The sequence below is a fragment of the Nocardia sp. NPDC003979 genome, assembly GCF_053605015.1.
The window spans coordinates 453,266-478,758 of record NZ_JBSGIJ010000002.1; the positions used below are offsets into that span (position 1 = coordinate 453,266).

A 25,493-nucleotide genomic window follows, 5' to 3' on the forward strand; every position below is an offset into this window, starting at 1 on the left:
GAATGGAGAAATATCGTGGGTATCGACTCGAACCGGTCGGTCACGCTGGAACCGGTCGTCGTCGGCACCGGCCCGGTGTCACCCGCCGACGTGGTGCGGGTGGCACGGGAGGGTGCCGCGGTGCGGTTGGCCGAGGAGGCGCTGGCCGCCATGGGCGAAAGCCGGGAGCGCATCGAGGCGCTGGCCGCCGACCCGCGACCGGTGTACGGGGTGTCGACCGGGTTCGGCGCGCTCGCCGTGCGCCACATCCCGCAGGAGTCGCGTAAGCAATTGCAGCGCAGCCTCATCCGCTCGCATGCCGCCGGATCGGGGTCCGAAGTGGAGCGGGAGGTGGTGCGCGCCCTCATGCTGCTCCGCCTCTCGACGCTGGCCACCGGCCGCACCGGCGTGCGACCGGTGGTCGCCGAGACCTACGCCGCGCTGCTGTCGGCGGGCATCACCCCGGTGGTCCACGAATACGGCAGCCTCGGCTGCTCCGGCGATCTCGCACCGCTGGCCCACGTGGCCCTCGCCGTCATCGGGGAGGGCACGGTCCGGGACGCGAGCGGCACCGCCAGGCCCGCCGCTCAGGCGCTCGCCGCCGCCGGGATCGCACCGGTGGAGCTGTCGGAGAAGGAGGGGCTCGCTCTCATCAACGGCACCGACGGCATGCTCGGGATGCTGCTGCTCGCCTGTCACGATCTGCGCGCGCTGCTGCGGCTGGCCGATGTCACCGCCGCCATGAGCGTGGAGGGCCTGCTCGGTACCGACAAGGTGTTCGCCGCCGACCTGCAGGCGCTGCGCCCGCAACCGGGCCAGGCGGTCGCCGCCGCGAACATGACCCGGCTGCTGGCCGACTCGGCGATCGTGGCCAGTCATGCCACCCCCGACTGCACCGTGGTGCAGGACGCCTACTCGCTGCGCTGCGCACCGCAGGTGGCCGGTGGCGCCCGTGACACCCTCGCCCACGCCGAGCGGGTCGCGGGGTACGAACTGGCCGGCGCCGTCGACAATCCGGTGGTCACCCTGGACGGCCGCGTCGAGTCCAACGGCAACTTCCACGGCGCCCCGGTGGCGTACGTGCTGGACTTCCTCGCCATCGTCGTCGCCGATGTGGCCAGTATCAGCGAGCGCCGCACCGACCGTTTCCTCGACAAGGCGCGCAACCACGGGCTGCCGCCGTTCCTCGCCGACGACCCCGGTGTCGACAGCGGCCACATGATCGCCCAGTACACCCAGGCCGCGCTCGTCTCCGAGCTCAAGCGCCTCGCCGCGCCCGCATCGGTGGACTCGATCCCGTCCTCGGCCATGCAGGAGGACCACGTGTCCATAGGCTGGTCGGCCGCCCGCAAACTGCGCCGCGCCATCGACGGCCTCACCCGTGTGCTGGCCATCGAGGCGCTCACCGCGGCCCGCGCCCTCGACCTGCGTGCGCCGCTCACACCGTCGCCCGCCACGGCAGCGGTCCGCGATGCCCTGCGCACTCGTGTCCCCGGTCCCGGCCCCGACCGTCACCTCGCGCCCGAAATCGAGGCGGCGGTCGATCTTGCCGCGTCCGGCGCACTGCTGGAGGCCGCTGAAACCGTTGTCGGCCCGCTGGATTGACCCGGGTGTTCTGATCGCGCCGCTGTAACCGATTCGGCCCCAGGTGGTTCCCGCCACCTGGGGCCGTTTCGTGGTGGATTCCCTGGCTCCGTGTGATGAAACCGCCGACCCGGGCCGTCGCGCCTTGCTGGAGGCTGTAGGAGCCGCGACTCACCCAGGTGATCCCAGCATCCGCCGCGTAGACACCCGTGACACGATTCGGCGCCGGGTGCATTTCGCACCCGGCGCCGAATTATGCGAGATCAGCTCTCCTGCATCGGGATTCGCACACCGCGTTCCCGGGCGACCTCGGCCGCGTGCTCGTAGCCCGCGTCCACGTGACGGATCACGCCCATACCGGGATCGTTGGTGAGCACCCGCTCCAGCTTCTGCGCCGCCAGGGGCGTGCCGTCGGCGATACACACCTGACCCGCGTGGATGGAACGGCCCATACCGACACCGCCGCCGTGGTGGATCGACACCCACGAGGCGCCCGATGCCGTATTGAGCAGGGCGTTGAGCAGCGGCCAGTCGGCGACGGCGTCCGAGCCGTCGGCCATGGCTTCGGTCTCGCGGTAGGGCGAGGCGACCGAACCGGAATCGAGGTGATCGCGCCCGATCGCCAGCGGCGCCGACAGCTCGCCCGAGGCCACCATCTCGTTGAAACGCAGTCCGGCGCGGTGCCGTTCGCCGTAGCCGAGCCAGCAGATACGCGCGGGCAGACCCTCGAATCTCACCTTCTCACCGGCCATGGTGATCCAGCGCTTCAGATGCTCGTTGTCGGGGAACAGCTCGAGAATCGCGCGGTCGGTGGCGGCGATATCGGCCGGGTCACCCGAGAGCGCCGCCCAGCGGAACGGGCCCAGGCCCTCCTCGAACAGCGGCCGGATATAGGCGGGCACGAAACCGGGGAACGCGAAGGCACGGTCGTAGCCGCCCTTACGGGCCTCGTCACGGATCGAGTTGCCGTAGTCGAACACCTCGGCGCCCTTGTCCATGAACCCGACCATGGCCTCGACATGCTTGGCCGTCGATGCCTGCGCCTCGGTGGTGAACCACACGGGGTCCTTCTCGGCCATGGTGTGCCAGTCCTCGAGCGCGACCCCGATCGGCAGGTAGGACAGCGGGTCGTGCGCGGAGGTCTGGTCGGTCACCACATCGATCGGCGCGTCCATGGCGAGCAGCGCCGGGAACACCTCGGCGGCATTGCCGACCAGACCGATCGACAGCGGCCTGCGCTCGTCGCGCGCGGCGACGGCCAGCTCCAGCGCCTGCTGGAGCGAGTCGGCCTTGGTGTCCAGATAGCCGTGCGCGATGCGGCGATCGATGCGGGCCGGATCGACATCGACACACAGAGCCACGCCGTCGTTCATCGTCACCGCGAGCGGTTGCGCGCCGCCCATCCCGCCGACACCCGCGGTGAGCGTGATCGTGCCGGCCAGCGACCCGCCGAAACGTTTGCGCGCCACCGCACCGAAAGTCTCGTAAGTACCCTGCAGAATGCCCTGGCTGCCGATATAGATCCACGAGCCGGCGGTCATCTGCCCGTACATCATCAGGCCGGCCTGTTCGAGTTCGCGGAACTTCTCCCAGTTGGCCCAGTCGCCGACCAGATTGGAATTGGCCAGCAACACCCGCGGCGACCATTCGTTGGTGCGGAATACGCCGACCGGCTTCCCCGATTGCACGAGCAGTGTTTCGTCGGACTCGAGGGTTTCCAGGGTCCGCACGATGGCGTCGTAGGCCGCCCAGCTGCGGGCCGCGCGCCCGGTACCGCCGTAGACGACCAGATCGTCGGGGCGTTCGGCGACCTCGGGGTCGAGATTGTTCATCAACATCCGCAGGGCGCCCTCCTGCTGCCACCCCTTGGTGTGCAGCTGGGGACCGCGCGGGGCGCGGACGTGGCGCGGGCCTGCGGCGGGCGCGGTGTCGTCGGTCATGTGTTCACTCCTCGAAAGACGGGTGTGTCCGGGGTCACTGAACATCAGATTAGTGGTATAGTCCTGTCTATACAAGTAGCTGCCGAAATCGGCCGCGACGTATTCTCTTGGTCGAGCGGAGGGAAATACCGGTGGTGGCGATCGAAGTGGCCGATGCGGAGCTGGCCGCGCTCTACGGCGAGCTCGGTACGGAGTTCGCGGCGTACGAGCGGGTCAAGCAGCTGATCATGGCGCAGATCAAGGGCGGCCGATGGAGCGCGGGGGAGCAGATCCCATCGGAGAATCAGCTGGTCGCCGCGCTCGGGCTGTCGAGAATGACGATCAACCGTGCCCTGCGCGATCTCACCGCCGACGGTGCCCTCACCCGGGTGATGGGCGTCGGCACGTTCGTCGCCGCGGGCAAGGCCACCTCGCCGCTGTTCGAGGTCAGGAACATCGCCGACGAGATCGCGCGGCGTGGGCACCGGCACCGCACCGAGGTCGTCTTCGTGCGCGCCGAGCAGATCGACGAAGGCCATCCGATCCTCGGAAACGACCTGAGCGGCACGGTGTTCCACTCGCTGCTGGTGCACCGCGAGGACGAGGTGCCGATCCAGCTCGAGGATCGCTACGTCAACCCGGCCCAGGCGCCCGACTACCTCGCCCAGGATTTCACCACCGTCACCCCCAACACCTATCTGAGCGAGGTCGCCCCGCTGCTGCGCGGTGAGCACGTCGTCGAAGCCGTGCGGGCGAGCCAGGACGAGTGCGCGCTGCTCGGCATCGACCGCGACGAACCGTGTCTGCTGATCCGGCGCCGCACCTGGTCCTCCGGCGGCCTGGTGAGTGCGGCGCGGCTGATTCATCCGGGATCACGTAATCGTCTCGAAGGCACTTTCGGTACCGAACCGAGCTGAGGGCGACTCGCGCGTTCCGGTGACCGCGTTCATCGGGGTCGCTGAATTAACATGACCCATGAGCAAATATTTCGCAAACCGAGTTATCACCATTTCGTGACAATCGGGCGAATGGCGTTCACCGGGCTGTAGCTTTGTTTATGGATCGCTGAGTTCGACGTTCGCTGAGTTCCATCCATGGAGAGGGCGGAAATGGCTACGATCACGCGACGCTCCGGGGCGACGATGGCGCCCTCGACTCTGGTAACTCTCGGTTTGATCCTCTTGATCCCGGTACTGCTCACCGCGGGCCCGATCGCCGCCTCGGCGATGATCGCGCACTACGCCGGTGTCGGCTGGTCCGGGGGACTCGTGCTGTCCGCGATCGCGGTGGTGGTCGTCGGGTCGATCCTGGCCGCCGCATGGTCGTTCCGGCTGGCTTGGCAGCGCGGTCACCGTCCCTTCGGTTCGCGCCCCCGCTGACAATCGCCGCGCCGCACCGCGGGGTCCTCACCCGTGGCGTGTCGTCGCACGGAAGCCCCCTGAACCGGTGTTTCGCTGCCGCACAGCCCATTTCGGGGCTGTGCGGCTGTGGTTTTCGAGTCGCGCGACCGCGTCACCGATTGTAGAGTCGCGAACGTAACACTTCTCGGCCGTCGAAGTCGCCGGCCTTCGGACGTCTCCCGCTGACCTCTCAGCGCAGATGCGTAAGCCCACAGTGTCGTGGCACCCCTCCGTGAAACCGTACCCGCGATGAACAGTCGCGCGCTGACCGCACCCCTTCGGCTTGCTTGCCGCACGTGCGTAATCGCCTGTGCCGCAGCGTGTTTCATGTCACTACGGTGATGACACCAAGACGTCGGCTGTAACTCTGTCATCAGTTACTTCTGCTCAAAAACATTGTGCTCCAGTGCTATTCGTGCACGTCAGAGCGAAACCTTCACCAATGCTTGACAATTGGGACAACCCTCTACAAAACTACCCGTCGGTAGCCAGTGATCGGGACACACGACCCCGACGCCCGCCGGTGGCGACACCCCTCCGACTCCTCCGAGGCGATTCCTCGAAAACCCCTGTCCACCAGGCGCAATGAGCCCTGCCGCCATCGTGACCACACCAAAGGAGTTCAGCGCTATGGACAACTCCGCGCTAGCCTCAGCCCATCGCCCCGAGGTTCCCCAGGCGGTGCACGTGGAGCACCCCGGTGACCAGGTGAGGGTCCTGCCGCGACCGGCCGGGCCGGTCGAGCAGCTCCCGCTCGTCGCCGCGCGCCTGCCCGAAATCCTGCTCACCGGTGAGGATTTCGACGACATCTACCGCCATGTGCTCGCCGCGCCCGGCAAGCGGGTACGGGCCAGACTCGTGCTGGCCTGCGCCACGCTGCTCCCCGAGGCGCCGGGCGACGCGGTGTCGCCTGCCGACGCGGTCGACCTGGCCTGCGCGATGGAGATGCTGCACGAATCCTCGCTGATCCACGACGACATCTGCGACGGCTCCCTGCTGCGCCGCGACGCGCCGTCGGTCCCCGCGGCCTTCGGTGTCCGCCAGGCCGCCCGCGCCGGCTTCCACATGGCGGGCGCCGCGATGAAGGTCGTGGCCCGCGTGCTCGCCGACAACCCGGCGATGGCCGAGCGCATCACCGACGCTCCCGGCATCACCTTCGCCGACCGGCTCTCGGAGCTGTCGTTCGGCCAGCTCATCGAAACCCTGCCACCCGCCGTCGACGTGCCCGCGCTGCGCAGGCACTACGAACTGGTCGCCATCGCCAAGACCGGCACCCTGTTCCGGCTGTCGTGCGCCTACGGCGGCACCGCGGGCGGCGTCGACCTGGACCGGCTGCACGCGCTCATGGTGTACGCCGACCAGCTCGCCATGGCCTTCCAGATCATGGACGACGTCCGCGATATCGAGGGCGGCCCCGGCCTCGGCAAGGACGCAGGCGGTGATCTCGAACGTCGCGTGCCGACCTGGCCGGTCATCGAGTGGCTCGAGCTGCGCGAGGGCGCCCGCGACCTGTGGCTCGACCCGGCCACACCGAGCGAGACCCTGCGCACCGACCTCGTCGACAGCGGCGCGACCAAGGCCGCCCGCGTGGTCGCGGTGACCGCCACCGAAACCGCGGCCGACGCGCTCGACGTGTTCGGCCCCTCTCCGGCGCGGGACGACCTGCGCGAACTTCTGCGGCAGGTGATCTCCCGATGAGCGATGTCCGACTCCTCCAGCTGGCCCGCGGCCTGCGTGTGCTGCGCCGCGCCCCCGACCTGGCCGCCATGCGCGCCGCGCGCACGCCCGGGGAACTGGCCCGGCTCGCCCTCGTTCCGGCCGGACGCAACCTCGGTATCGCGGTGAGTTTCCTGCCCGCCCACCAGCGCGCCGAAGCCGCCGCGGCCCTGCTCGCGTGCCGGGTGCTCGACGCCTACGAAGATCTCGCCGACCGCGACCACGCGAGTTCGGCTGTGCTGGCCGCAGCCGAATACCTGAACGGCACAAGCGATTCCGCCCCGCCCGCGCTGCCGCCGACCACTGGCGTCGTGCGCGACAGCGAGGCGCTGGATCTGTTGCTCGCCGAGCGCATCGCCGACATCCGCGCGCTGGTCACCGGATTGTCACCGCAGGCGCGCGAACGAGTGGCGAGCGTGCTCACCGACATGGCCGCGGTGATGGCCCGCAACCTCGACAAGCCGCTGCCGCGCGTCACCTACAGCGAGGGCGTGCTCGGCCGCGTCACCCACTACGCGTGCACCCTGGTCGCCGACGGCGTACTGCCCGAGGACGACCTGCGCGAGCTCACCGGCTGTATCGCGGTGATCGCCCAGTCGGCCAACGATCTGCGCGACGGCGAACTCGAGCTCTACGGCGCCGCCGACCGCGAGGAACTCACCCGCATGGTGATGCTGCGTCAGCTCGCCCCGACCCTCGGCGGATTCGCGCTGCTCGCCCGGCTCGGCCCCGGCACGCCGGGATTCGGCGCCCGCGCGGCCATGGCCTACATGACCATCACCACCTCGGCGTTCCTGTGCGGTGCGGTCGGTGCGCCCAAGCCGTACCGGCGTCCGCTCACGGCGTCCGTGCTGGCCGCGGGTTCACCGAAGTACTGGACCCGGATGCTCGAGCGGGTGCGCGCGGGGGCCGACGGCGCCATCCACACCATGCTCGACGCCGCGCCGGACTTCGCGGCCGAGCGCCACGTCCCCAAGACCGATGTGCTGCGCGCCGGTGGTGAGAACTCGGCGGCGACCTCGCTGGTCCCGCTGATCGTCGACACCACCTTCGCCCTGGTGCGGGCCCTGCCCGAGGAGCCGATGACCGGCGAACCGGCCGGCTCGACGGTGCGCACCATGATGATCGCCGACCACCTCGCCTTCGGGGCCATGGAGCGGGTGCCGGGCAACCGGCCCGACGCCCTGCGCGACCTCGCCGAGCGCCTGCAACAGGCAGCGCTCGCCACCGACGCAATTCGTTCATGAGCATCGTCACTACTAGCGAAGGAGCTCGCCCATGAGCACCCCAACGCCCGTCGCGCCTACCGAGAAACCGCCGTTCAGCCGGCGGGTCCTCAAACTCGAGCACGCCTCCAATGTCGGTCCGCTCGTGCACATCGCACTGTGGATGGGGATGACCGCGGCCGCCCTGTTCGTCCCCGCCGCGGGCAACTGGTACATCGCGATCCCGCTCATCATCGTGCTGTCGCTGCTCAACCTCTCGCTCACCATCGGCGTGATGCACATGCACACCCATCGGCCACTGTTCGTGTCGAAGCTGCCCAACCGCGTGGTCGACATCCTGTGCTGCCTGCCGGGCAACCTGACCGCCGCCGAGATGCGCGAGGTGCACGTCCTCAACCATCACCGGTTCAACGACGGCCCGGGTGACGTCACCGCCACCACCGGCATGGAAAAGGGTCTCGGCGCCATCTGGTACTGGATCCGCTACGGAACCATCGTCAAGATCCACACCGTGCGCACGGTGTTCGCCGCGAACCCGGCCCCGCGCCGCCGCCGCACCCGCCACCAGTTCATCTTCGACCTGGCGGTGTACTTCGTGGTCATGGCCGCGGTCTGGTACGCGGCGGGCACCGAACGGTTCGTGCTGTTCTACTGGGTGCCGTTCCTCATCACCCAGGTCAACGCGGGCTACTTCGCCTGGCTGAGCCACGCGCCTGCGCGCCGGTTCGAGGACGAACCGAGCACCTCGCTCAACAACGCGGGCAACATCCTCAACTTCCTCATCTTCAACCAGGGCTACCACAGCGTGCACCACCGCTACCCCGGTATCCACTGGAGCCAGATCCCCGACAAGCTCGATTACATGCGTGATGTCAACCCCGGCGTCATCGTGCCGTACTGGATGGTCGCGCAGTCGGGCTGGCGCCTGGTCGTGCCCGGTGGCTTCCTCAACGAGCGCTACGGCACCAAGTGGAAGGCGCGTCTCGAGCAGCGCCTGGAATCGGGCACCGTCCGCAACCGCTACCTGCCGTGGTTCGCATGGATCTGATGACTCCCCAGCAGGCGCGGGGCGTGCTGAGCACGCCCGGTCGGCTCGTCCCGTTCCTGTTCTCCTTCGCCGTGTACGCCTTCGCGGGTATCACGGTTCCGCTGATGCTGTTGTTCGCAGGCGGCTGGTTCCTGCCCAAGACCGTCGACAAGGGACCGCACCTGTCCGCGGTGCCCGCCGTCGCGATCGACCTGGTACTGCTGGCCTTGTTCGCCCTGCAGCACTCGGGCATGGCCCGGCCGGCGTTCAAGGCCTTCATCACCCGCTGGGTGCCCGAAGCGCTCGAGCGGACGGTCTACATCATCGGTGTCTGCCTGGTGATGTGGGTCATCATGCTGGCCTGGCAGCCCATACCACACGTACTCTGGTCTGCTGAAGGTGCGGTGGGTATCGCGCTCGATATCGGGTTCTGGATCGGGTTCGTGCTGGTCTACGCGGCGACTCTGCTGCTGAACCATTTCCATCTACTCGGTATCAGCCAGGCCTACCGGCAGTACGTGATCCAGGTGCCGGATGCCACCGTCGACCGGTTGCAGGTCAATGGTGTGTACCGGCTGGTGCGGCATCCGCTGATGACCGGGCTGCTCGTGTCGTTCTGGTTCGCCAGGGAGTTCACGGTCGGCCACCTGGTGTGGGCGCTGGGTCTGACCGGGTACATCCTGCTCGGTACCTACCTGGAGGAGCGTGACCTGATCGCCCGCTTCGGTGCGTCGTATCGCGCCTATGCCGCACAGGTGCCCGCGTTCTTCCCGTCCGTGCGCAGTATTCTCGGCCGATCGGCTCGGTAAGCGCGAGGCCGACCGCCCGGCGTCGTTCCGGTAGGAAGGATGTCGGGCGGTGAACCTGCCCGAGTTGGGAGAGGAATCGATGTGACCACGAAAACGGGCATGGTCGTAGGGATCGGGCGCGCCCACGCCAAAGCGATCCTGCTGGGCGAACACACGGTCGTGCACGGCACGCCCGCGATCGCGTTCCCCCTGCCCGCCCTGCCGGTGCGCGCCCTGGCGCGCCCGGCCGAACCCGGCACCGGGTCGCAGGTTCCGGTCGACGGGCACTTCCGTTTCACCATCGGTGGAACCGACACCGCCTTGTCCGGCCCACGGGTCGCGGCCGAGGAAGCGTTGCGGCGGTGGGGAATCACCGATACTACCGTCGAAGTCGTTGTGGAGTGCGGGATTCCGCTGGCTCGTGGGCTCGGCTCCAGCGCCGCGTGCGCGGGGGCCGCGGTGCGCGCGGTCGCGGATCTGCACGGGCTCGTCGTGGAAGCCGGCGAACTGTACGACCTCGTGCAATGTGGCGAGCAGGTCGCGCACGGGCGGGCCAGCGGCATCGATGCCAGTGCCGTCCTGGCGAACGGTCCGATCCGGTTCCATCAGGGCCGGGCCGAGCCGATGCCGATCGGGCTCGACGCCGCGCTCGTCATCGCCGACACCGGCGTGCCCGGCTCCACCCAGCACGCGGTGGCAGGCGTGCGGCGCAGGCTCGACGAGGACCCGGTGCGGGCCGGGTCGCTGCTCGAGCGCGCCTCGGGCCTGATCGAGGCCGCGGGCGACGAGCTGTCGGCCGGTGCCGCCGAATCGCTCGGCAAGACCATGCTCGATTTCCAGGAACTGCTCGCCGAGCTGGGGGTGAGCACGCCGCACATCGACACTCTCGTCACCGCCGCGCTCGGTGCGGGCGCTCACGGCGCCAAGCTCACCGGCGCCGGTCTCGGCGGCTGTGTGCTCGCCCTCACCGAGCCCGCCTCGGCGCCCGGGGTGAGTGCCGCGCTGCGCCGTGCGGGTGCCGTGCGAACCTGGACGGTGCCGACTCGCGCCATGCACGCCGGCGCCACGCCCCTGTCCGCCACGACTTCGGAACCCGGTACCCACCAATGACTTCGACCTCCGCCACCGGCGAGGCCACCGCGCTCGCCTACCCGAACATCGCCCTCGTGAAGTACTGGGGCAAGCGCGACGAAACGATGTTCCTGCCCGTCACGAGCAGCCTGTCGATGACGCTCGACATCTTCGCGACCACCACCACCGTGCGCGTCACCGACGGCCCGGCCGACGAGATCGAGTTCAACGGCACCGCCGCCACCGGTTCCGCGTACACCCGCATCGCACGTTTCCTCGACCTCGTGCGTGCCAAGGCTGGTCGTACCGAACGCGCCACCGTCGTCACCGTCAACGACGGCCCGACCGGGGCCGGGCTGGCCTCCTCGGCGAGTGGTTTCGCCGCGCTGGCCACGGCCGCGGCCACCGCTTACGGGCTGGACCTGGACGGGCGTGCGCTGTCGCGGCTGGCCCGGCGTGGGTCCGGGTCGGCGTCGCGCTCGATCTTCGGCGGTTTCGTGGTGTGGCACGCGGGCGAGGGCGACGGCGAGGCGGGCGATCTGAGTTCCTATGCCGAGCCGATCGGCGGCGACGAACTCGACCCCGCCCTGGTCGTCGCGGTCGTGAACCAGACCGCCAAGACGGTGTCGAGCCGCGACGCCATGCGCGCCACCACCCAGACCTCCCCGTTCTACCGGCCGTGGGCCGAGTCGTCGATGCTCGACTTCGACGAGATGCGCCGCGCCGTCGCCCGCGGTGACCTGGCCGCCATCGGTGAGATCGCCGAACGCAACGCGCTCGGCATGCACGCCACCATGCTCACCGCCCGCCCCGGCATCCGCTACCTCTCGCCGCACTCGCTCGCGGTCCTCGACGCCGTGCAGGCCCTGCGCGCCGACGGGGTGCTCGCCTACGCGACCATCGACGCGGGCCCCAATGTGAAGGTGCTGTGCACCCGCGCCGACGCCGCCCGTGTGGCCGCGACCGTGGAGAGCCTCGGCGATTTCGTCACCACCCGCACCGCGCACATCGGTCCCGGCGTCGCCCTGCTCCCGGACACCGCGCAGGTCGGGGTCTCATGATTTCCTGTCGCGCCCCGGGCAAACTGTTCGTCGCGGGGGAGTACGCCGTCGTCGAACCGGGTCACCGGGCCGTGCTGGTCGCCGTCGACCGCTACGCCACCGCAACGGTCACGGCGACCGACGGCGACACCGTCCTCGCCTCGGATCTGGCGGGCGGCAGCTCCCTCCGGTGTCGCCGCGTGACAGGCGACCAGGCTGGTGTGGCTGCCTCGGCGGAACCGGCCACCACGAACTCGGCGACGGCCGCACTCGCAGGTCACCCCGGCTCCTTCGCGTCGGCGACCGGGTCGGTTCCGGCCACCTTCTCCTACCTGTTCGCCGCCGCATCGGTGCTCGACCGGCTGGTGCTCGAACGCGGAATCACCCCGCGCCCTTACCGTTTGGACGTCACTGCCGATCTCGGTGACGCCGACGGCCGCAAGTTCGGCCTGGGTTCCAGCGCGGCGGTGACGGTCGCGGCGGTGGCCGCGCTCGGCGAGTTCTACGAGCTCGGCCTGAGTTCGATGGACCGCTACCGCCTCGCCATGCTCGCCACGGTCACGGTCCATCCCCGGGCTTCCGGCGGGGATGTCGCGGCCAGCACCTGGGGCGGCTGGCTCGCCTACAGCTCTCCGGACCGCGCCCGGGTGGCGGAATCGGCCGAGGCCGACGGCGTCGACGCGGCACTTCGCCTGCCCTGGCCGGGTCTGTCCGTGCGCCCGCTGCCCACTCCCACCACGCTCGACCTGCACATCGGCTGGACCGGCACCCCCGCCTCCACCCCCGCCTTGGTCGCGGGCCTCGGCGCACCCCTCGACCGCGCGGAGTTCCTGGTGCGCAGCGATGCCTGCGTCGAACGCCTCGCCGCGGCCGTCGACGCCGACGACCCCGCCGCCATCCGCACCGAAATCGACTGCGCGCGTGAGCTTCTCCTCGGTCTCGACGCGGCCGAGCGGCTCGGCGTCATGACCGAACGCCTCGCCGCGTTGTGTCACGTGGCGGCCGAGGTCGGCGCCGCCGCGAAACCCTCGGGTGCCGGTGGCGGCGACTGCGGTATCGCCCTGCTCGAGAACGGCCGCGCCGACGCTGTCGCCGCACTGACCGACGGCTGGGAAGCCGCCGGAATCCGCAAGCTGCCCTTGCGGATCCACCCGTCCGAAGGAGTTCGCGCATGATCGCCGACCGCAAGGACGACCACGTTCGCCACGCGGTGAACCATCGCCGCAACCACAGCGGTGGCAACGATTTCGACTCCGTCGCCTTCGTGCACCACGCCCTGGCAGGCATCGACTCGGCCGACGTGCGGCTCGGCGTCGATTTCGCCGGAAAGCACTGGAACTCACCGCTGTACGTGAACGCGATGACCGGTGGCAGCACCAACACCGGCGAGATCAACCGGCAGCTGGCCGTCGCGGCCCGCGAGACCGGAGTCCCCATCGCCTCGGGGTCGATGAGCGCCTACTTCCGTGACCCCGCCGTCGCGGGCACCTTCCGGGTACTGCGCGAGGAGAACCCGCACGGGTTCGTCCTTGCCAATGTGAACGCCAACGCCACCCTCGACCAGGTGCGCAGCGCGATCGACCTGCTCGAGGCCGACGCGCTGCAGATCCACGTGAACTCGGTGCAGGAAGTCGTGATGCCCGAGGGCGACCGCGCCTTCGCCGGGTGGCCGCGCCGCATCGAGGAGATCGTCGCGGGCGTGCCGGTGCCGGTGATCGTCAAGGAGGTCGGGTTCGGCCTCAGCAGGCAGACCGTCACGTGGCTGCGCGAGGCCGGGGTGGCCGTGGCCGACGTGGGCGGACGCGGCGGAACCAATTTCGCGCGCATCGAGAACGACCGTCGCGCGGGCGCCGACTTCGCCTTCATCGAACAGTGGGGTCAGTCGACGGCCGCGTGCCTGCTCGACTGCACCGGCATCACCGGCATCGACATCTCCGCCTCCGGCGGCATCCGCTCGCCGCTGGACATGGCCCGCGCCCTGGCGCTCGGCGCCAAGGCGACCGGTGTGGCGGGAGCGTTCCTGGAAACGCTCGTCGACCACGGCACCGAGGCCCTCGTCGCCAAGATCACCACCTGGCTCGATCAGCTGCGCAACATCATGACCGTCCTCGGCGCGACCACTCCCGCCGAGCTCACCGGTCGCGATGTGCTCGTCACCGGCGACCTGGCCGGCTTCTGCGCGCTGCGCGGCATCGATGTGGCCTGCCTCGCCCACCGGAGTCCCTGGTGGCGCGAATCGAACCTCCGAGAAGGAGTCATCCATGAATGACATGTCGTACGCGGCTGTCCCGATGCAGTGGGTCGGTCCGCTGCGGATCACCGGCAATGTCGTCGACGACTCCGTCGATGTGCCGCTGGCGACCTACGAGACCCCGCTGTGGCCCTCGGTCGGGCGCGGCGCGCGGATCAGCACCCTCACCGAGAAGGGCATCGTCGCCACCCTCATCGACGAGCGGATGACCCGGTCGATCCTGCTGGAAGCCGACGACGCCTACACCGCCTACACCACCGTGCGGCAGCTCGAGGCCCGCATGCCCGAGCTGCAGGAGGTCGTCTCGGGCAGCAGCCGCTTCGCCCGGCTCATCGACCTGAACCACCAGATCGCGGGCAACCTGCTGTTCCTGCGGTTCGAGTTCACCACCGGCGACGCCTCCGGCCACAACATGGCCACCCTGGCCAGCGACCACCTGATGGACCACATCCTGTCGACCATGCCGGGTGTGCGCTACGGCTCCATCTCGGGCAACTACTGCACCGACAAGAAGGCCACCGCCGTCAACGGCATCCTCGGTCGCGGCAAGAACGTCGTCACCGAGCTGCTGATCCCGCGCGAGGTGGTCGAGGCGCGGCTGCACACCACCGCCGCCAAGGTCGTCGAGCTCAATATCCGCAAGAACCTGATCGGCACCCTGCTCGCGGGCGGAATCCGTTCCGCCAACGCGCATTACGCGAACATGCTGCTGGCCTACTACCTGGCCACCGGTCAGGACGCCGCCAATATCGTCGAGGGCTCCCAGGGCGTCACCCACGCCGAGGACCGCGACGGTGATCTGTATTTCTCGTGCACCCTGCCCAACCTGATCGTCGGTACGGTCGGTAACGGCAAGCACGCCAGTTTCGTCGAGGACAACCTGGTGCGCCTCGGCTGCCGGGCCGAACGCGAGCCCGGCGAGAACGCGCGCCGCCTCGCCGTGATCGGTGCGGCCACCGTGCTGTGCGGTGAGCTGTCGCTCATGGCCGCGCAGACCAATCGCGGTGAATTGATGCGTGCCCATACCCAATTCGAGCGGTCAACCACGAGCAACGGGACACAACGATGACCACAACGCCGGTCGGTATCCACGACCTTTCGTTCGCCACCACCCACTACGCCCTCGATCACGCCGTCCTCGCCGAGCGACTCGGGGTGGATCGCGACAAGTTCTACCTCGGCATCGGCCAGGAACGCATGAGCGTGGCCGCCGCCGACGAGGACATCGTCACCATCGCCGCCGCGGCCGCCCAGCCGATCCTGGAACGGCACGGCACCGACAACATCCGCACCGTGCTGCTGGCCACCGAGACCGGTGTCGACCAGTCCAAAGCCGCTGCCCTGTACCTGCATTCGCTGATCGGGCTGCCCAACGCGGCGCGGGTGGTCGAGCTCAAGCAGGCCTGCTACGGCGGCACGGCCGGGCTGGCGTTCGCCGCGGGCCTGATCGCGCGTGACCCGTCGCAGCGGGTGCTGGTGATCGCCGCCGACATCGCCAAGTACGAACTCGACACCCCGGGCGAGCCGACCCAGGGCGCGGCGGCGGTCGCGATGCTGGTCACCGCGAACCCGGCCATCCTCGCGCTCGACCCGATCTCGGGGCTCTACAGCGCCGACATCATGGATTTCTGGCGCCCGAACTACCGCTCCGAAGCCATCGTCGACGGCAAGACCTCGGTGAACGCCTACCAGAAGGCCGCCCAGGAGGCGTGGAGCGACTACCGCCGCCAGGGCGGTCGCGAGCTCGGCGAGTTCGCCGCGTTCTGCTACCACCAGCCCTTCACCAAGATGGCCTACAAGGCACACCGGCACCTGCTCGAGAGCCAGGGCCACACCGCCGACGCCGCCGACCTCGAGGCCGCCATCGGCGCTACCACCACCTACAACCGCACCGTCGGCAACAGCTACACCGCGTCGCTGTACCTCGGCCTGGCCTCGCTGCTCGACCACGCGGACGACCTCACCGGCAAGGCCCTTGCCATGATCAGCTACGGCTCCGGCAGTGTGGCCGAGTTCTTCAGCGGCACAGTACAACCCGGCTACCGTGCGCACCTGCGCACCGAGGCCAACCAGGCCGCGATCAGCACGCGCGAGATGCTCGACTACGACCGCTACCGTGCCCTGCACGAAGCGGTGCTGCCCACCGACGGCGCCTACCACGCCATGGTCGAGGAAACCCGGCGCCCGTTCCGGCTGGCCGCGATGTCGGGCCACAAACGCATCTACGAAGCTCGGTGACCGTGGCCGATCCGGATATACGGCACGTCAGGATCATCATCGTCGGAAGCGGGCTGTCGGGCGTCGGCGCGGCGGTCCGGTTGAGTCAGCAGGGGCACACCGATTTCCTCGTGCTCGAACGTGGACCCGATGTCGGTGGCACATGGCGGGTGAACACCTACCCGGGTGCCGGGTGCGACGTCCCCTCACAGTTGTATTCGTATTCGTTCGCGCTGAACCCGAATTGGACGAGGTCGTTCTCCCCGCAGGCCGAGATCGAACGCTACATCCGGGACGTGTCGGAGCGTTTCGGGGTGCGTGACAAGCACATCTTCGATTGCGAGATGACGGCGGCGCGCTGGAACGACACCGATGGCCGATGGGAGATCCACACCAGCCGTGGGCAATTCACCGCCGATGTGGTCGTGTCGGCGGCCGGTGTACTCGCCGAGCCGAATCTTCCCGATATCAAAGGGATGTCGAGCTTCGAGGGAGAGATCTTCCATTCGGCGCGGTGGAATCACGAGTCGACCCTCGCGGGTAAGCGGGTGGCGGTGATCGGTACGGGATCGTCCGCGGTGCAGATCATTCCGTCGATCGCGCCGGAGGTGGCGAGCCTCGATGTGTATCAGCGCACCGCCACCTGGGTGATGCCGCATCTGGGTCGTCGCTATACGGCGGTCGAGCGGTTCGCGTTCCGGCGGATTCCCGGCTTCCAGCGGCTGGTCCGGGCGATGATCTACCTGCTGCGCGAGATCTTCGTCGTCTTCCAGGCCAAGTACCCGCGTGCGGCGGTGCTGCTGGAGTTGGTCGGCCGGGTCAAGATGTTCCTCGAGATCCGTGATCCGCAGGTGCGCCGGAAGGTGTTGCCGGCGCATCGTCTCGGCTGTAAACGGATGCTCGTGTCCAACCGCTTCTATCCGGCGCTCGACCGCGACAATGTGGATCTGGTGACGGATTCGATCGCGGAGGTCCGGGCGAATTCGATCGTCACCGAAGACGGCACCGAACGCGAAGTCGATGCGATCGTGTTGTGCACGGGATTCCAGGTCTCGGATTCGCCGACCTACAACCTGTACGTCGGCCGCGACGGGCGCACTCTGTCGGAAATCGGTGAGGCGGAAGGGTATCGCAACTACAAGGGCACAACGGTCGCGAACTTTCCCAACCTGTTCTTCATGCTCGGTGCCAATTCCGGGCTGAATTACACCTCGCTGATCTACATCATGGAATCCCAGTTCCGGTACCTGATCTCGGCACTGGAAACCATGGAGCAGCGAGGCCTGCGCACCGTGGAAGTCCGCAAGGACGCCGAGGAAGAATACAACCGGGGAATCCAGCGCAAGATGGCGAAAACGGTGTGGGCCACCGGTGGGTGCCGCAGCTGGTTCCTCGACAGCACGGGCAACAACGCGGTGCTGTGGCCGGACTTCAGTTTCCGTTACCGCAGGCAGATGCGCGTTTTCGACCTCGAGGCGTATCAGACGACCACGAACTGAACCCGTCGATTCCGGAGCTGTCGTCGGCTCCGGAATCGACGGTTTACTCACGGATCGTTGTTCAGAGGATCGACCCGATGATCTTCAGAATACTGTCGATCAGGTCGCCGACTGCTGCAGACATCAGTTTCTCCTTCGAGATGGGGATCGTCTCGCAAAATTGCACGGCGATGGCACCGACAGCGTCGGTGTCATCAGGGTTGTGCAGCTCAACGAATTCGCGAGATGATCGCTGGATATCCGGATGCACACCTGGCTCGGTGTGGGACTGCGGTATCACCGTAGCAATGGAGTTTGGCTCCGACAAGCAACGGGTAGACGTGTCAGCACGGAATTTATCTGTGCCCTTCCGCATTTGCTGACAGTTGTCAGGACGAGCTCAGCGACGACATTCCCGGCGGCCGCGTCGAGGCGCGCAGTGGGTTCGCGGTCGGGAAGGTGATCGAGGGCAGCGTCACCCACATACGCACCCGGGTGCCCTTTTCGTCGTGTGTGAATTCGAGATCCTCGGTGAGTACCCGCATCATCTCCACACCTCGGCCACGGTAGCCGGGGTCGGTGGGGGTCGGCACCCAGCGGCCGGTGTCGGTGACCTCGATGACCACCCGGTCACCCTCGCAGGTGGCGGTGAGGACGACCCGGCCGGGTTCGGTGTCGCGGTAGGCGTGTTCGACGCTGTTGCTGCAGGCCTCGTTGGCGGCGGCGACGAGGTCGGCCGCCAGGTCGTGCGGCACGGCGGCCGTGGCGAACCAGCGGTAGAGCGTGCGCCGCAGGCCGGTCAATTCGATTGCGGCGGCGGGAATGTCGACATGCAGCGGTTCCGGCGGCTGACGGTAGACGACCATCGCGACATCGTCGTCGTAGCCCGCGGGCGGGCACAGTCGCGACAGCACGGCATCGGCCACATCGCGGGGGAGCGCGCCGCCGGTCTCGCTGAGGACGTCCGCGATCTTCACGAAGCCCTCCTCGATGTCGTAACCGCGCTGTTCCACCAGTCCGTCGGTGAACAGCACCAGCGAGGAGCCCGCGGGCAACGCGGTGGTCGCCTCGGGGCGGCGCGGAGTGTCGAAGGTGGCCAGTGGCACCGCCCGCCCGCCTTCCAGGATCCGGCCCGGCCCACCGGGAGCCGCCAGGATCGGCGGCATGTGGCCGGCGTTGGAGTAGCGAACCACGCCGCGCTCGGGGTCGAGCACGGCGGCGCACACGGTGGTGCACATGGCGCCGGGAATGCGCGCGGCGACCGCGTCGAGTTCGGCGAGCAGCTGTGCGGGTCCGGCGCCGCGCAGTAGCAGCGCCCGTGCGGCAGTGCGCAATTGGCCCATCACCACCGCCGCGGACAGGCCTCGGCCGACGCAGTCGCCGACGACCACACCGATGGTGCCGTCGCGCAGTGGGACCACGTCGTACCAGTCGCCACCGATCTCGAGCGGCGGCAGGGCTGGTTCGTAGTGCACCGAGAATCGCGGCGGCAGTTCGATCGGGCCGAGCATGGCACGCTGCAAAGTGAGCGAGGTGGCACGGGCCTGGTCGAAGTTGCGCGCCCGCTGCAACGCGACACTGAGGTGGCCGACCAGCAGCGAATACAGCGCCCAATCGGCGGCACTCACCGCGCGCGGCGCGCCGAAACGCACCCACAGCGCCGCGTCGCCGGTCTCACCGAGCGGCGCCACGACGGCGTCCACGCCGCCCTCGTCGCCGGTGATGGCCGACAGGCCGCGCGCGGACTGTCGGCGCGCCCGGTCGAGCAGTTCGTTGGTCTGCTCGTCGAGCACCACCGGAGCCTCACCGCGCGAACTCGGCTGCTGCACCGGCGTCGCGACGAATCTGGCGTTGGCGGAGACGAATTCGGGTTCCGGCGGGGCCTGTGCCGCGGTGGGGGACTCACCGCAGGAGTAGAGGTCGGGTCGACCGGTGCGGCTCGGCCACACCGCGACCAACGCCGTGCGCGCGCCCATCGTCTGCCGCAATTCGTCGAGCCCGACGGCGAGGACCTCCACCATGCTGGTGGCCGCGCCGACCGCGGTCGCCAGTCGCGAGGCCGCCTGATCACGGGCCTGTGCGTCGTGCTCGGCGGTGACGTCGCGCACGGTGCCGACGAAGATCCGCTCGTTGCTCTCCTGTTTCACCAGCGAACTCGCGCTCACCGCGAGCCAGCGTTCGCGACCGTCGCGGTGACACACCGGCATCACGAAACGTGAAGCCTCCGTACCGATCTGGGGATAGCCCTTGCGGTCGCTGAGTGCCCACGGATGTGGCAGCGCGAACGGCACCTCCTCGGGCCCGTACCCGGTGAGCACCCCGAACGCAGAGTTCACCTCGACGATCGTCCCGTGCTCGTCGGCGACGAAGAACCCGTCCTGCAGCGACTCGACCAGCGCGGTGCGGAACGCGTCGCGGCCCGCGAGATCCTCGGCGCGCGAACGCTGTTGCTCGTAGCGCTTGGTGCCGTCGAGGTAGCCGCGGGTGGCGATGTCGAGCGCGGCCATCGTCTGCAGCAGGAATTCCAGCGCCACCTCCGCCCCGCGCGAATATGCCTCGCTGCCGGCGAGTTCGGCGACGGTGCGGAAGTGGTGCTCGGTGAGATCGAGCAAACTGATGCCCTCGACGAGGGCGCGCCTGCCGAGGTCGTAGCCCTCGCTCAGGCCTGTCTGGCCCGGCGCGGCGACGTGGCGGCGCAGGGCAGCCGAATAGTCGTCGAGGAACGCGGCCAGGACAGCACTCATCGGCACCCTCTCATGATCCTGCTCCCCGGAATCGAGCCGCCAGGACCAGCGCGTCGTCGGTGTCCTTGGCGTCGCGGGCGAGCAGGTCGCCCGCGATGGCGGCCGCGGGCCTGGCCAGGTCGATCTTGTCGGCGTCGGCGGTGACGAGACCGTCGGTGGCCATCAGCAGCAGGTCGCCCTGTTTGATCGGCAGGGTCTGCGGCTGGAGATGCGCGGGCAGCCGGTAGCCGACGATGCCGCCGGTGAGCAGCATGGTCGCCCGCAGTTCCGGGCCCGCCGGACCGAGCGTGAGCAGCCGCGACTCCACATTGCCCACGCCGATCCATTGCAGGGTGTCGCCCGGCCCGATCAGCGCCAACGACATCGCGGCGCCACGGGTTTCGGCCATCGCCCGATGACACAGCACCATCAGCACATCGAGTGGTTCGCCGCGGTTGTCCGACAGCACGAGGGTTGCGCGATCGGCCGCGTCCGCTGCCGCGGCGCCGTGGCCGAGGCCGTCGAGTACGCCGAAGAGCACGCCGCCGTCGCCGGTGTCGAGGACGACGCCACGGTCACCGGAGACGTCCTGGCCGGGTAGTGCCCGGCCGGCCGTCGACCATTCCGTGCGGCCGGTGATCCCGTCTTCATGCACCGTCGGGTACCCACTTCCACATTTCGATCAACGTCCCTCGGCCGGGGGCGGAATCGATGGTGATGCCGTCCATCAGCCTGCGTGCGCCCGGCAGGCCGAGGCCGAGGCCGCGACCGGTGGAGTACCCGTCTTCGAGAGCGCGCGGAATGTCACGGATGCCAGGTCCCTGGTCCTCGGCTTGGACCACGAGGCTCTGGCGGCCGTCGCGGATGTCGACGAGCAGGCGGATCTCGCCACTGCCCGCGTAACTGGTGATGTTGCGGGCGATTTCGGAGATGGCGGTGGAGATCATGGTGCGGTCGGTGAGGGTGAATCCGAGGTGAGCCGCCAGCTCGTGCCCGGCCTGGCGGGCGGTCACGATGTCCTCGGACACCTTGACTGCGATCGCGACCTGCTCAGCGGCCACTGTCACGACCATCTCGTCGGCTGCGCGGGTGACGGTTCAGCCAGGCGAGACCTTCTTCGAGATCGAGGGCCGTCTGCATGTCCTCGAAGGTGAGCCCGAGCTGCACCATCGCGAACGCGACCTCGGGCTGTAAACCGACGATCACCGTTTCCGCACCGCGCAGCTGGGTCATGTGGGCGATGGTGCGCAGCGAACGGGCAGCGAAGGAATCCATCACGTCGATGGCCGTGACGTCGACGATGATGCCGGTCGCGCGATAGCGGCTGACCTGCGTCATCAGATCGTCCTGCAACCGCTCGGTGTCGGCGTCGGTCAGCGCCGACTGCACCGAGGCGATCAGGTATGTGCCCTGTTTCAGGATGGGTACCGGCATGGCGGACTGCTAGCGCCCGTCCCGCTCGCTCAGCCGCTCGGTGACCCGGGTGACCTCGTACCCGAGCAGCCGCTCGGCCTCTTCGATACCACCCTGCAGGTCGCCGACCGCGTTCATCTTGGACAGGTCGAGGCCGATGGTCACCAGGGTGAGCGCTATCTCGGAGGACAGACCGGTGATGATGACGCTGGCGCCCATCAGGCCCGAGGCGTCGACGGTCTGCACGAGGTGGTTGGCGACCACGGAGTCGATGGCGGGCACACCGGTGATGTCGATGACGACCACCTTGGCGCGATTGGCCCGGATGGCGCGCAGCAGCTGCTCGGTGAGCTGACGGGCGCGCTGGGAGTCGAGTACACCGATGATGGGCAGGATGAGCAGCTGCTCGCGCACCTGCAGCACCGGGGTGGACAGCTCGCGGATGGCTTCCTGCTGGCGGCTGATGACGCGCTCGCGCTCCTGCACGAACGACACGCCCACGGTGTTGGCGATGCGGTTGGCGGCGGGCTCGTAGGCGTCGAGCACCTGGTTGAGCATCTCGAAGTTGGACTGGTACTTGGAGAACAGCGAGCGGGCGAGCACGTCGCGCAGCAACAGCACGATTCCGAGGACCTCGTCGGTCTCGACGCCTCGGGGAATGATGCGCTCGGACAGGTCGCGGGCGTAGGCCTGCAGGGCCTCGACGCTACCGGTGACCAGCACCTCGACGTAGTTGTCGTACATGGAGGTGGCCTCGGAGAAGATCTCCTCCGGGGTCATCGCGGTGAGCAGTTCGGCCTCGGTGATGCGCCGTGCCCATTCCTCACGAAGGCCGGTGCGGTTCTGCCGGAGGTGCTCGACCAACTGGGGGAGCAGGTTGTTGTCCACCGGGCGCGCCGGTGGCGCATCCGCGGAAAGGCTCGTTGACACCTCGGACATGGAAGCTCCTGCCCCTTTCGACGTTTTCACCAGGTGCGCACCGCACACGTTGACCGAAGCCTACTCATACCCCATCCATGGTGCTGTCCAAACCTGCCGGTAACCGGCTATCCGGGGGTGAAGCCGCGGGCCAGCGCCGCCAGGGCCCGATCCAGGTACACGGTGAGATCGGCGTCACCGCGTTCGAGCCAGGCGTCGAAGGCCGCGCGGGCGGCGGCCAGGGTGGTGCGGCCGACGGCCAGGGGGATCAGGTCGTCGGCGCCGGTGCCGAGCCTGCGCGCGGCGAATTCGCCGACCGCGCGTTCCCAGGCGTCGTAGTGCGCGCCCGCGCCCGCCGACAGGGCGGGGATTCCCGAGATCAGGCGCATCCTGGTGCGCAGTTCGGGGATGTCCTCGGCGCGATACCTGTTGGCCGCCACCACGATCCGCCGCACCGCCGTCATCATCGGCTCGTCGTCGGCGACGGCGGCGAAGGCCGCGCGCAGGTCGGCCACCTCGTCGTCGAACTGGTGCCACAGCACCTCGCCCTTGCTCGGGAAGTAGCGGAAGAAGGTGCGTTCGCTGACGCCCGCCTCGGCCGCGATCTGCCCGACGGTCACCTCCTCGAAGCCGTGCTCGGTGAACAGGCGCATCGCGATGAGTTCCAGGGCGCGGCGCGTGGTGCGCGGTGGGCGGCCGCGCTGGGTCGGGGCTGACATGGATACAGCGTAGGGAGTGGGCCGCCGGGTGGAGGCAGGTCTTGATTATGTCAGTGACTGACGTTAATGTTCGGTCATGTTCGTGGCCCAGCTCACATCGCCGGAGGTCGACGCCTGTCGCGCGTCGATCCTGCTGGTTCCGCTTGGCGCCATCGAGCAGCACGGACCGCACCTGCCGCTGTCCACCGATCTCGACATCGCCGCGGCGCTGTGCGCGCGCGCCGCCGCCGCTCGCGACGACGTGCTCGTCGCGCCCGCCGTGCCCTACGGTGCCAGCGGCGAGCACGCCGGATTCGCCGGCACGCTGTCGATCGGGCAGGCCGCGCTGGAGCTGCTCGTGGTGGAGCTGTGCCGTTCGGCCACCGCGACTTTCGAGCGGATCGTGCTGGTCAACGCCCACGGCGGCAATGTCGAGGCGCTGCGCCGGGCCGTCAACCTACTGCGCTCGGAATCGCGCGACGTGCGTCTGTTCTGCCCGGGCTACGGCGGCGACGCGCACGCGGGCCACACCGAAACCTCCCTCCAGCTCGCCCTCGCGCCCGACCGGGTGCGCGCCGAGCTGGCCGAACCGGGCGACACCCGCCCGCTCGCCGAGGTGCTGCCGCTGCTGCGCACGGGCGGAGTGGCCGCGGTGAGTCACAACGGAATTCTCGGCGACCCGACCGGCGCGAATGCCGCCGCGGGCGCCGAACTGCTGAGTGCGGCGACCGCCGCGCTCCTGCACGACCTGGGCCGTTGGTGGCCGGGTGACAACGAGGAAGGACCACGTCGATGAACCCCTGGTTCGAGACCGTCGCCGAGGCGCAGCGTCGCGCCCGCAAGCGGCTGCCGAAGTCGGTGTACGGCGCGCTGATCGCCGGTTCCGAACGGGGCCAGACCATCGAGGACAACCAGACCGCGTTCACCGAACTCGGTTTCGCACCGCACTGCGCGGGCCCCATCGGGGACCGTGACCAGTCGACAACCGTCCTGGGGCAACAGGTTTCGATGCCGGTGCTGATCTCGCCGACCGGTGTGCAGGCGGTGCACCCCGACGGTGAGGTCGCCGTGGCACGGGCCGCGGCCGCCCGCGGCATCGCCATGGGCCTCAGCTCGTTCGCGAGCAAGCCGGTCGAAGAGGTGATCGCGGCCAACCCCGCCACCTTCTTCCAGCTGTACTGGTGCGGCAGCAAGGACCAGATCCTGGAACGGATGGAACGCGCGAAGACCGCCGGTGCGGTCGGGCTGATCCTCACCCTCGACTGGTCCTTCTCGCACGGTCGCGACTGGGGCAGCCCGCAGATTCCCGAATCGCTGGACCTGCGCACCATGATGAAATTCGCACCGCAGACCCTCGCCCGTCCGCGCTGGCTGGCCACCTACCTGCGCTCGGGTTCCATCCCCGACCTCACCGCACCCAACATGTCCGTCGGCGGCGGCGCCGCGCCCGGCTTCTTCGGCGCCTACGGCGAATGGATGCAGACACCGGCCCCCGACTGGGACGACGTGGCCTGGATCTGCGCGCAGTGGGACGGTCCGGTGCTGCTCAAGGGCGTGATGCGAGTAGACGACGCGCTGCGCGCGGTAGACGCCGGCGTCGCGGGCATCTCGGTGTCCAACCACGGCGGCAACAACCTCGACGGCACCCCTGCCGCCATCCGCGCCCTGCCGGTGCTGGCCGATGCCGTTGGCGACCAGATCGAGGTCCTGCTCGACGGCGGTATCCGGCGCGGCAGCGATGTCGTCAAGGCCGTCGCCCTCGGTGCCCGCGCGGTCCTCATCGGCCGCGCGTACCTGTGGGGTCTGGCCGCCAACGGCCAGGCCGGTGTGGAGAACGTCCTCGACATCCTGCGCGGCGGCATCGACTCCGCCCTGCTCGGCCTGCGCAAGACGTCGGTCACCGACCTGACCCGCGACGACATCGTGGTCCCGGAAGGTTTCGAACGCGCCCTCGGCATCCCCGACACGGCCCGCACCGCGAACACCGCCGAGAAAGTATTGCGGTAAGCGGTATTTCACCGAGGGCTGGACGGGTTGTCCGGGCG

Annotated in this window: 24 protein-coding genes; 16 read left to right on the plus strand and 8 right to left on the minus strand. The window is 68.9% G+C overall.

Annotated features, from left to right (window positions below):
• The first annotated feature begins 15 nt into the window (after positions 1–15).
• A complete protein-coding gene (gene hutH / locus ACWEVR_RS05720; RefSeq protein ID WP_452465982.1) occupies positions 16–1,584 on the plus strand; it encodes a histidine ammonia-lyase in 1,569 nt (522 codons plus the stop codon).
• 242 nt (positions 1,585–1,826) lie between these two features.
• Here hutH and hutU read toward each other — a convergent pair whose 3' ends face one another.
• Entirely contained in the window at positions 1,827–3,503 is a 1,677-nt protein-coding gene (gene hutU / locus ACWEVR_RS05725) for a urocanate hydratase (protein WP_452465983.1), read from the minus strand.
• A 125-nt stretch (positions 3,504–3,628) separates the two neighbouring features.
• Here hutU and hutC point away from each other — a divergent pair, with 125 nt between their 5' ends.
• From hutC to ACWEVR_RS05790, 13 genes are all read left to right on the plus strand, one after another.
• Positions 3,629–4,399, plus strand: a complete 771-nt coding sequence (hutC, locus tag ACWEVR_RS05730; protein ID WP_452466162.1) for a histidine utilization repressor — start codon at positions 3,629–3,631, stop codon at positions 4,397–4,399.
• A gap of 192 nt (positions 4,400–4,591) precedes the next feature.
• On the plus strand, positions 4,592–4,861 hold the full coding sequence (locus ACWEVR_RS05735; RefSeq protein ID WP_157104742.1) for a hypothetical protein: 270 nt from the start codon (positions 4,592–4,594) through the stop codon (positions 4,859–4,861).
• 651 nt (positions 4,862–5,512) lie between these two features.
• On the plus strand, positions 5,513–6,580 hold the full coding sequence (locus tag ACWEVR_RS05740) for a polyprenyl synthetase family protein (RefSeq protein ID WP_452465984.1): 1,068 nt from the start codon (positions 5,513–5,515) through the stop codon (positions 6,578–6,580).
• Complete coding sequence (locus ACWEVR_RS05745; RefSeq protein WP_452465985.1) at positions 6,577–7,845, plus strand: hypothetical protein; 1,269 nt, start codon at positions 6,577–6,579, stop codon at positions 7,843–7,845. The genes ACWEVR_RS05740 and ACWEVR_RS05745 overlap by 4 nt, the downstream gene beginning before the upstream one ends.
• A gap of 31 nt (positions 7,846–7,876) precedes the next feature.
• A complete protein-coding gene (locus ACWEVR_RS05750) occupies positions 7,877–8,872 on the plus strand; it encodes a fatty acid desaturase (protein WP_067492022.1) in 996 nt (331 codons plus the stop codon).
• On the plus strand, positions 8,863–9,660 hold the full coding sequence (locus ACWEVR_RS05755) for a methyltransferase family protein (protein WP_452465986.1): 798 nt from the start codon (positions 8,863–8,865) through the stop codon (positions 9,658–9,660). The genes ACWEVR_RS05750 and ACWEVR_RS05755 overlap by 10 nt, the downstream gene beginning before the upstream one ends.
• An 81-nt stretch (positions 9,661–9,741) precedes the next feature.
• Entirely contained in the window at positions 9,742–10,749 is a 1,008-nt protein-coding gene (gene mvk, locus ACWEVR_RS05760) for a mevalonate kinase (RefSeq protein WP_452465987.1), read from the plus strand.
• Positions 10,746–11,771 carry a diphosphomevalonate decarboxylase gene (gene mvaD / locus ACWEVR_RS05765; RefSeq protein WP_452465988.1) on the plus strand — a complete coding sequence of 342 codons (1,026 nt, stop codon included), beginning with the start codon at positions 10,746–10,748 and terminating at the stop codon, positions 11,769–11,771. The genes mvk and mvaD overlap by 4 nt, the downstream gene beginning before the upstream one ends.
• Complete coding sequence (locus ACWEVR_RS05770; protein WP_452465989.1) at positions 11,768–12,925, plus strand: phosphomevalonate kinase; 1,158 nt, start codon at positions 11,768–11,770, stop codon at positions 12,923–12,925. The genes mvaD and ACWEVR_RS05770 overlap by 4 nt, the downstream gene beginning before the upstream one ends.
• Positions 12,922–14,019 carry a type 2 isopentenyl-diphosphate Delta-isomerase gene (fni, locus tag ACWEVR_RS05775; RefSeq protein WP_452465990.1) on the plus strand — a complete coding sequence of 366 codons (1,098 nt, stop codon included), beginning with the start codon at positions 12,922–12,924 and terminating at the stop codon, positions 14,017–14,019. Before ACWEVR_RS05770 ends, fni begins: the two co-directional genes overlap by 4 nt.
• A complete protein-coding gene (locus ACWEVR_RS05780) occupies positions 14,012–15,070 on the plus strand; it encodes a hydroxymethylglutaryl-CoA reductase (RefSeq protein WP_208115300.1) in 1,059 nt (352 codons plus the stop codon). Before fni ends, ACWEVR_RS05780 begins: the two co-directional genes overlap by 8 nt.
• Positions 15,067–16,239 carry a hydroxymethylglutaryl-CoA synthase gene (locus tag ACWEVR_RS05785; protein WP_452465991.1) on the plus strand — a complete coding sequence of 391 codons (1,173 nt, stop codon included), beginning with the start codon at positions 15,067–15,069 and terminating at the stop codon, positions 16,237–16,239. Before ACWEVR_RS05780 ends, ACWEVR_RS05785 begins: the two co-directional genes overlap by 4 nt.
• Entirely contained in the window at positions 16,236–17,717 is a 1,482-nt protein-coding gene (locus ACWEVR_RS05790; protein ID WP_452465992.1) for a flavin-containing monooxygenase, read from the plus strand. The genes ACWEVR_RS05785 and ACWEVR_RS05790 overlap by 4 nt, the downstream gene beginning before the upstream one ends.
• 61 nt (positions 17,718–17,778) lie before the next feature.
• Here the strand turns inward: ACWEVR_RS05790 and ACWEVR_RS05795 are convergent, their stop codons facing one another.
• From ACWEVR_RS05795 to mftR, 7 genes are all read right to left on the minus strand, one after another.
• The gene (locus tag ACWEVR_RS05795) at positions 17,779–18,072 is read right to left on the minus strand and encodes a hypothetical protein (protein ID WP_452465993.1); all 294 of its coding nucleotides are present in this window, start codon (positions 18,070–18,072) and stop codon (positions 17,779–17,781) included.
• A 13-nt stretch (positions 18,073–18,085) separates the two neighbouring features.
• Entirely contained in the window at positions 18,086–20,440 is a 2,355-nt protein-coding gene (locus tag ACWEVR_RS05800) for a SpoIIE family protein phosphatase (RefSeq protein ID WP_452465994.1), read from the minus strand.
• 10 nt (positions 20,441–20,450) lie between these two features.
• A complete protein-coding gene (locus tag ACWEVR_RS05805) occupies positions 20,451–21,074 on the minus strand; it encodes a SpoIIE family protein phosphatase (RefSeq protein WP_067492038.1) in 624 nt (207 codons plus the stop codon).
• Positions 21,067–21,492 carry an ATP-binding protein gene (locus ACWEVR_RS05810; RefSeq protein WP_067492040.1) on the minus strand — a complete coding sequence of 142 codons (426 nt, stop codon included), beginning with the start codon at positions 21,490–21,492 and terminating at the stop codon, positions 21,067–21,069. The genes ACWEVR_RS05805 and ACWEVR_RS05810 overlap by 8 nt, the downstream gene beginning before the upstream one ends.
• On the minus strand, positions 21,470–21,853 hold the full coding sequence (locus ACWEVR_RS05815) for an STAS domain-containing protein (protein ID WP_452465995.1): 384 nt from the start codon (positions 21,851–21,853) through the stop codon (positions 21,470–21,472). The genes ACWEVR_RS05810 and ACWEVR_RS05815 overlap by 23 nt, the downstream gene beginning before the upstream one ends.
• Positions 21,854–21,862: 9 nt before the next feature.
• The gene (locus ACWEVR_RS05820) at positions 21,863–22,771 is read right to left on the minus strand and encodes an STAS domain-containing protein (RefSeq protein ID WP_067492043.1); all 909 of its coding nucleotides are present in this window, start codon (positions 22,769–22,771) and stop codon (positions 21,863–21,865) included.
• Between the two features lie 107 nt (positions 22,772–22,878).
• Positions 22,879–23,469 carry a mycofactocin system transcriptional regulator gene (gene mftR / locus ACWEVR_RS05825; protein ID WP_452465996.1) on the minus strand — a complete coding sequence of 197 codons (591 nt, stop codon included), beginning with the start codon at positions 23,467–23,469 and terminating at the stop codon, positions 22,879–22,881.
• Between the two features lie 76 nt (positions 23,470–23,545).
• Between mftR and mftE the strand changes: the two genes are divergently transcribed.
• Positions 23,546–24,244 carry a mycofactocin biosynthesis peptidyl-dipeptidase MftE gene (gene mftE / locus ACWEVR_RS05830; RefSeq protein WP_452465997.1) on the plus strand — a complete coding sequence of 233 codons (699 nt, stop codon included), beginning with the start codon at positions 23,546–23,548 and terminating at the stop codon, positions 24,242–24,244.
• The gene (mftD, locus tag ACWEVR_RS05835) at positions 24,241–25,455 is read left to right on the plus strand and encodes a pre-mycofactocin synthase MftD (protein WP_452465998.1); all 1,215 of its coding nucleotides are present in this window, start codon (positions 24,241–24,243) and stop codon (positions 25,453–25,455) included. The genes mftE and mftD overlap by 4 nt, the downstream gene beginning before the upstream one ends.
• Positions 25,456–25,493: the final 38 nt, after the last annotated feature.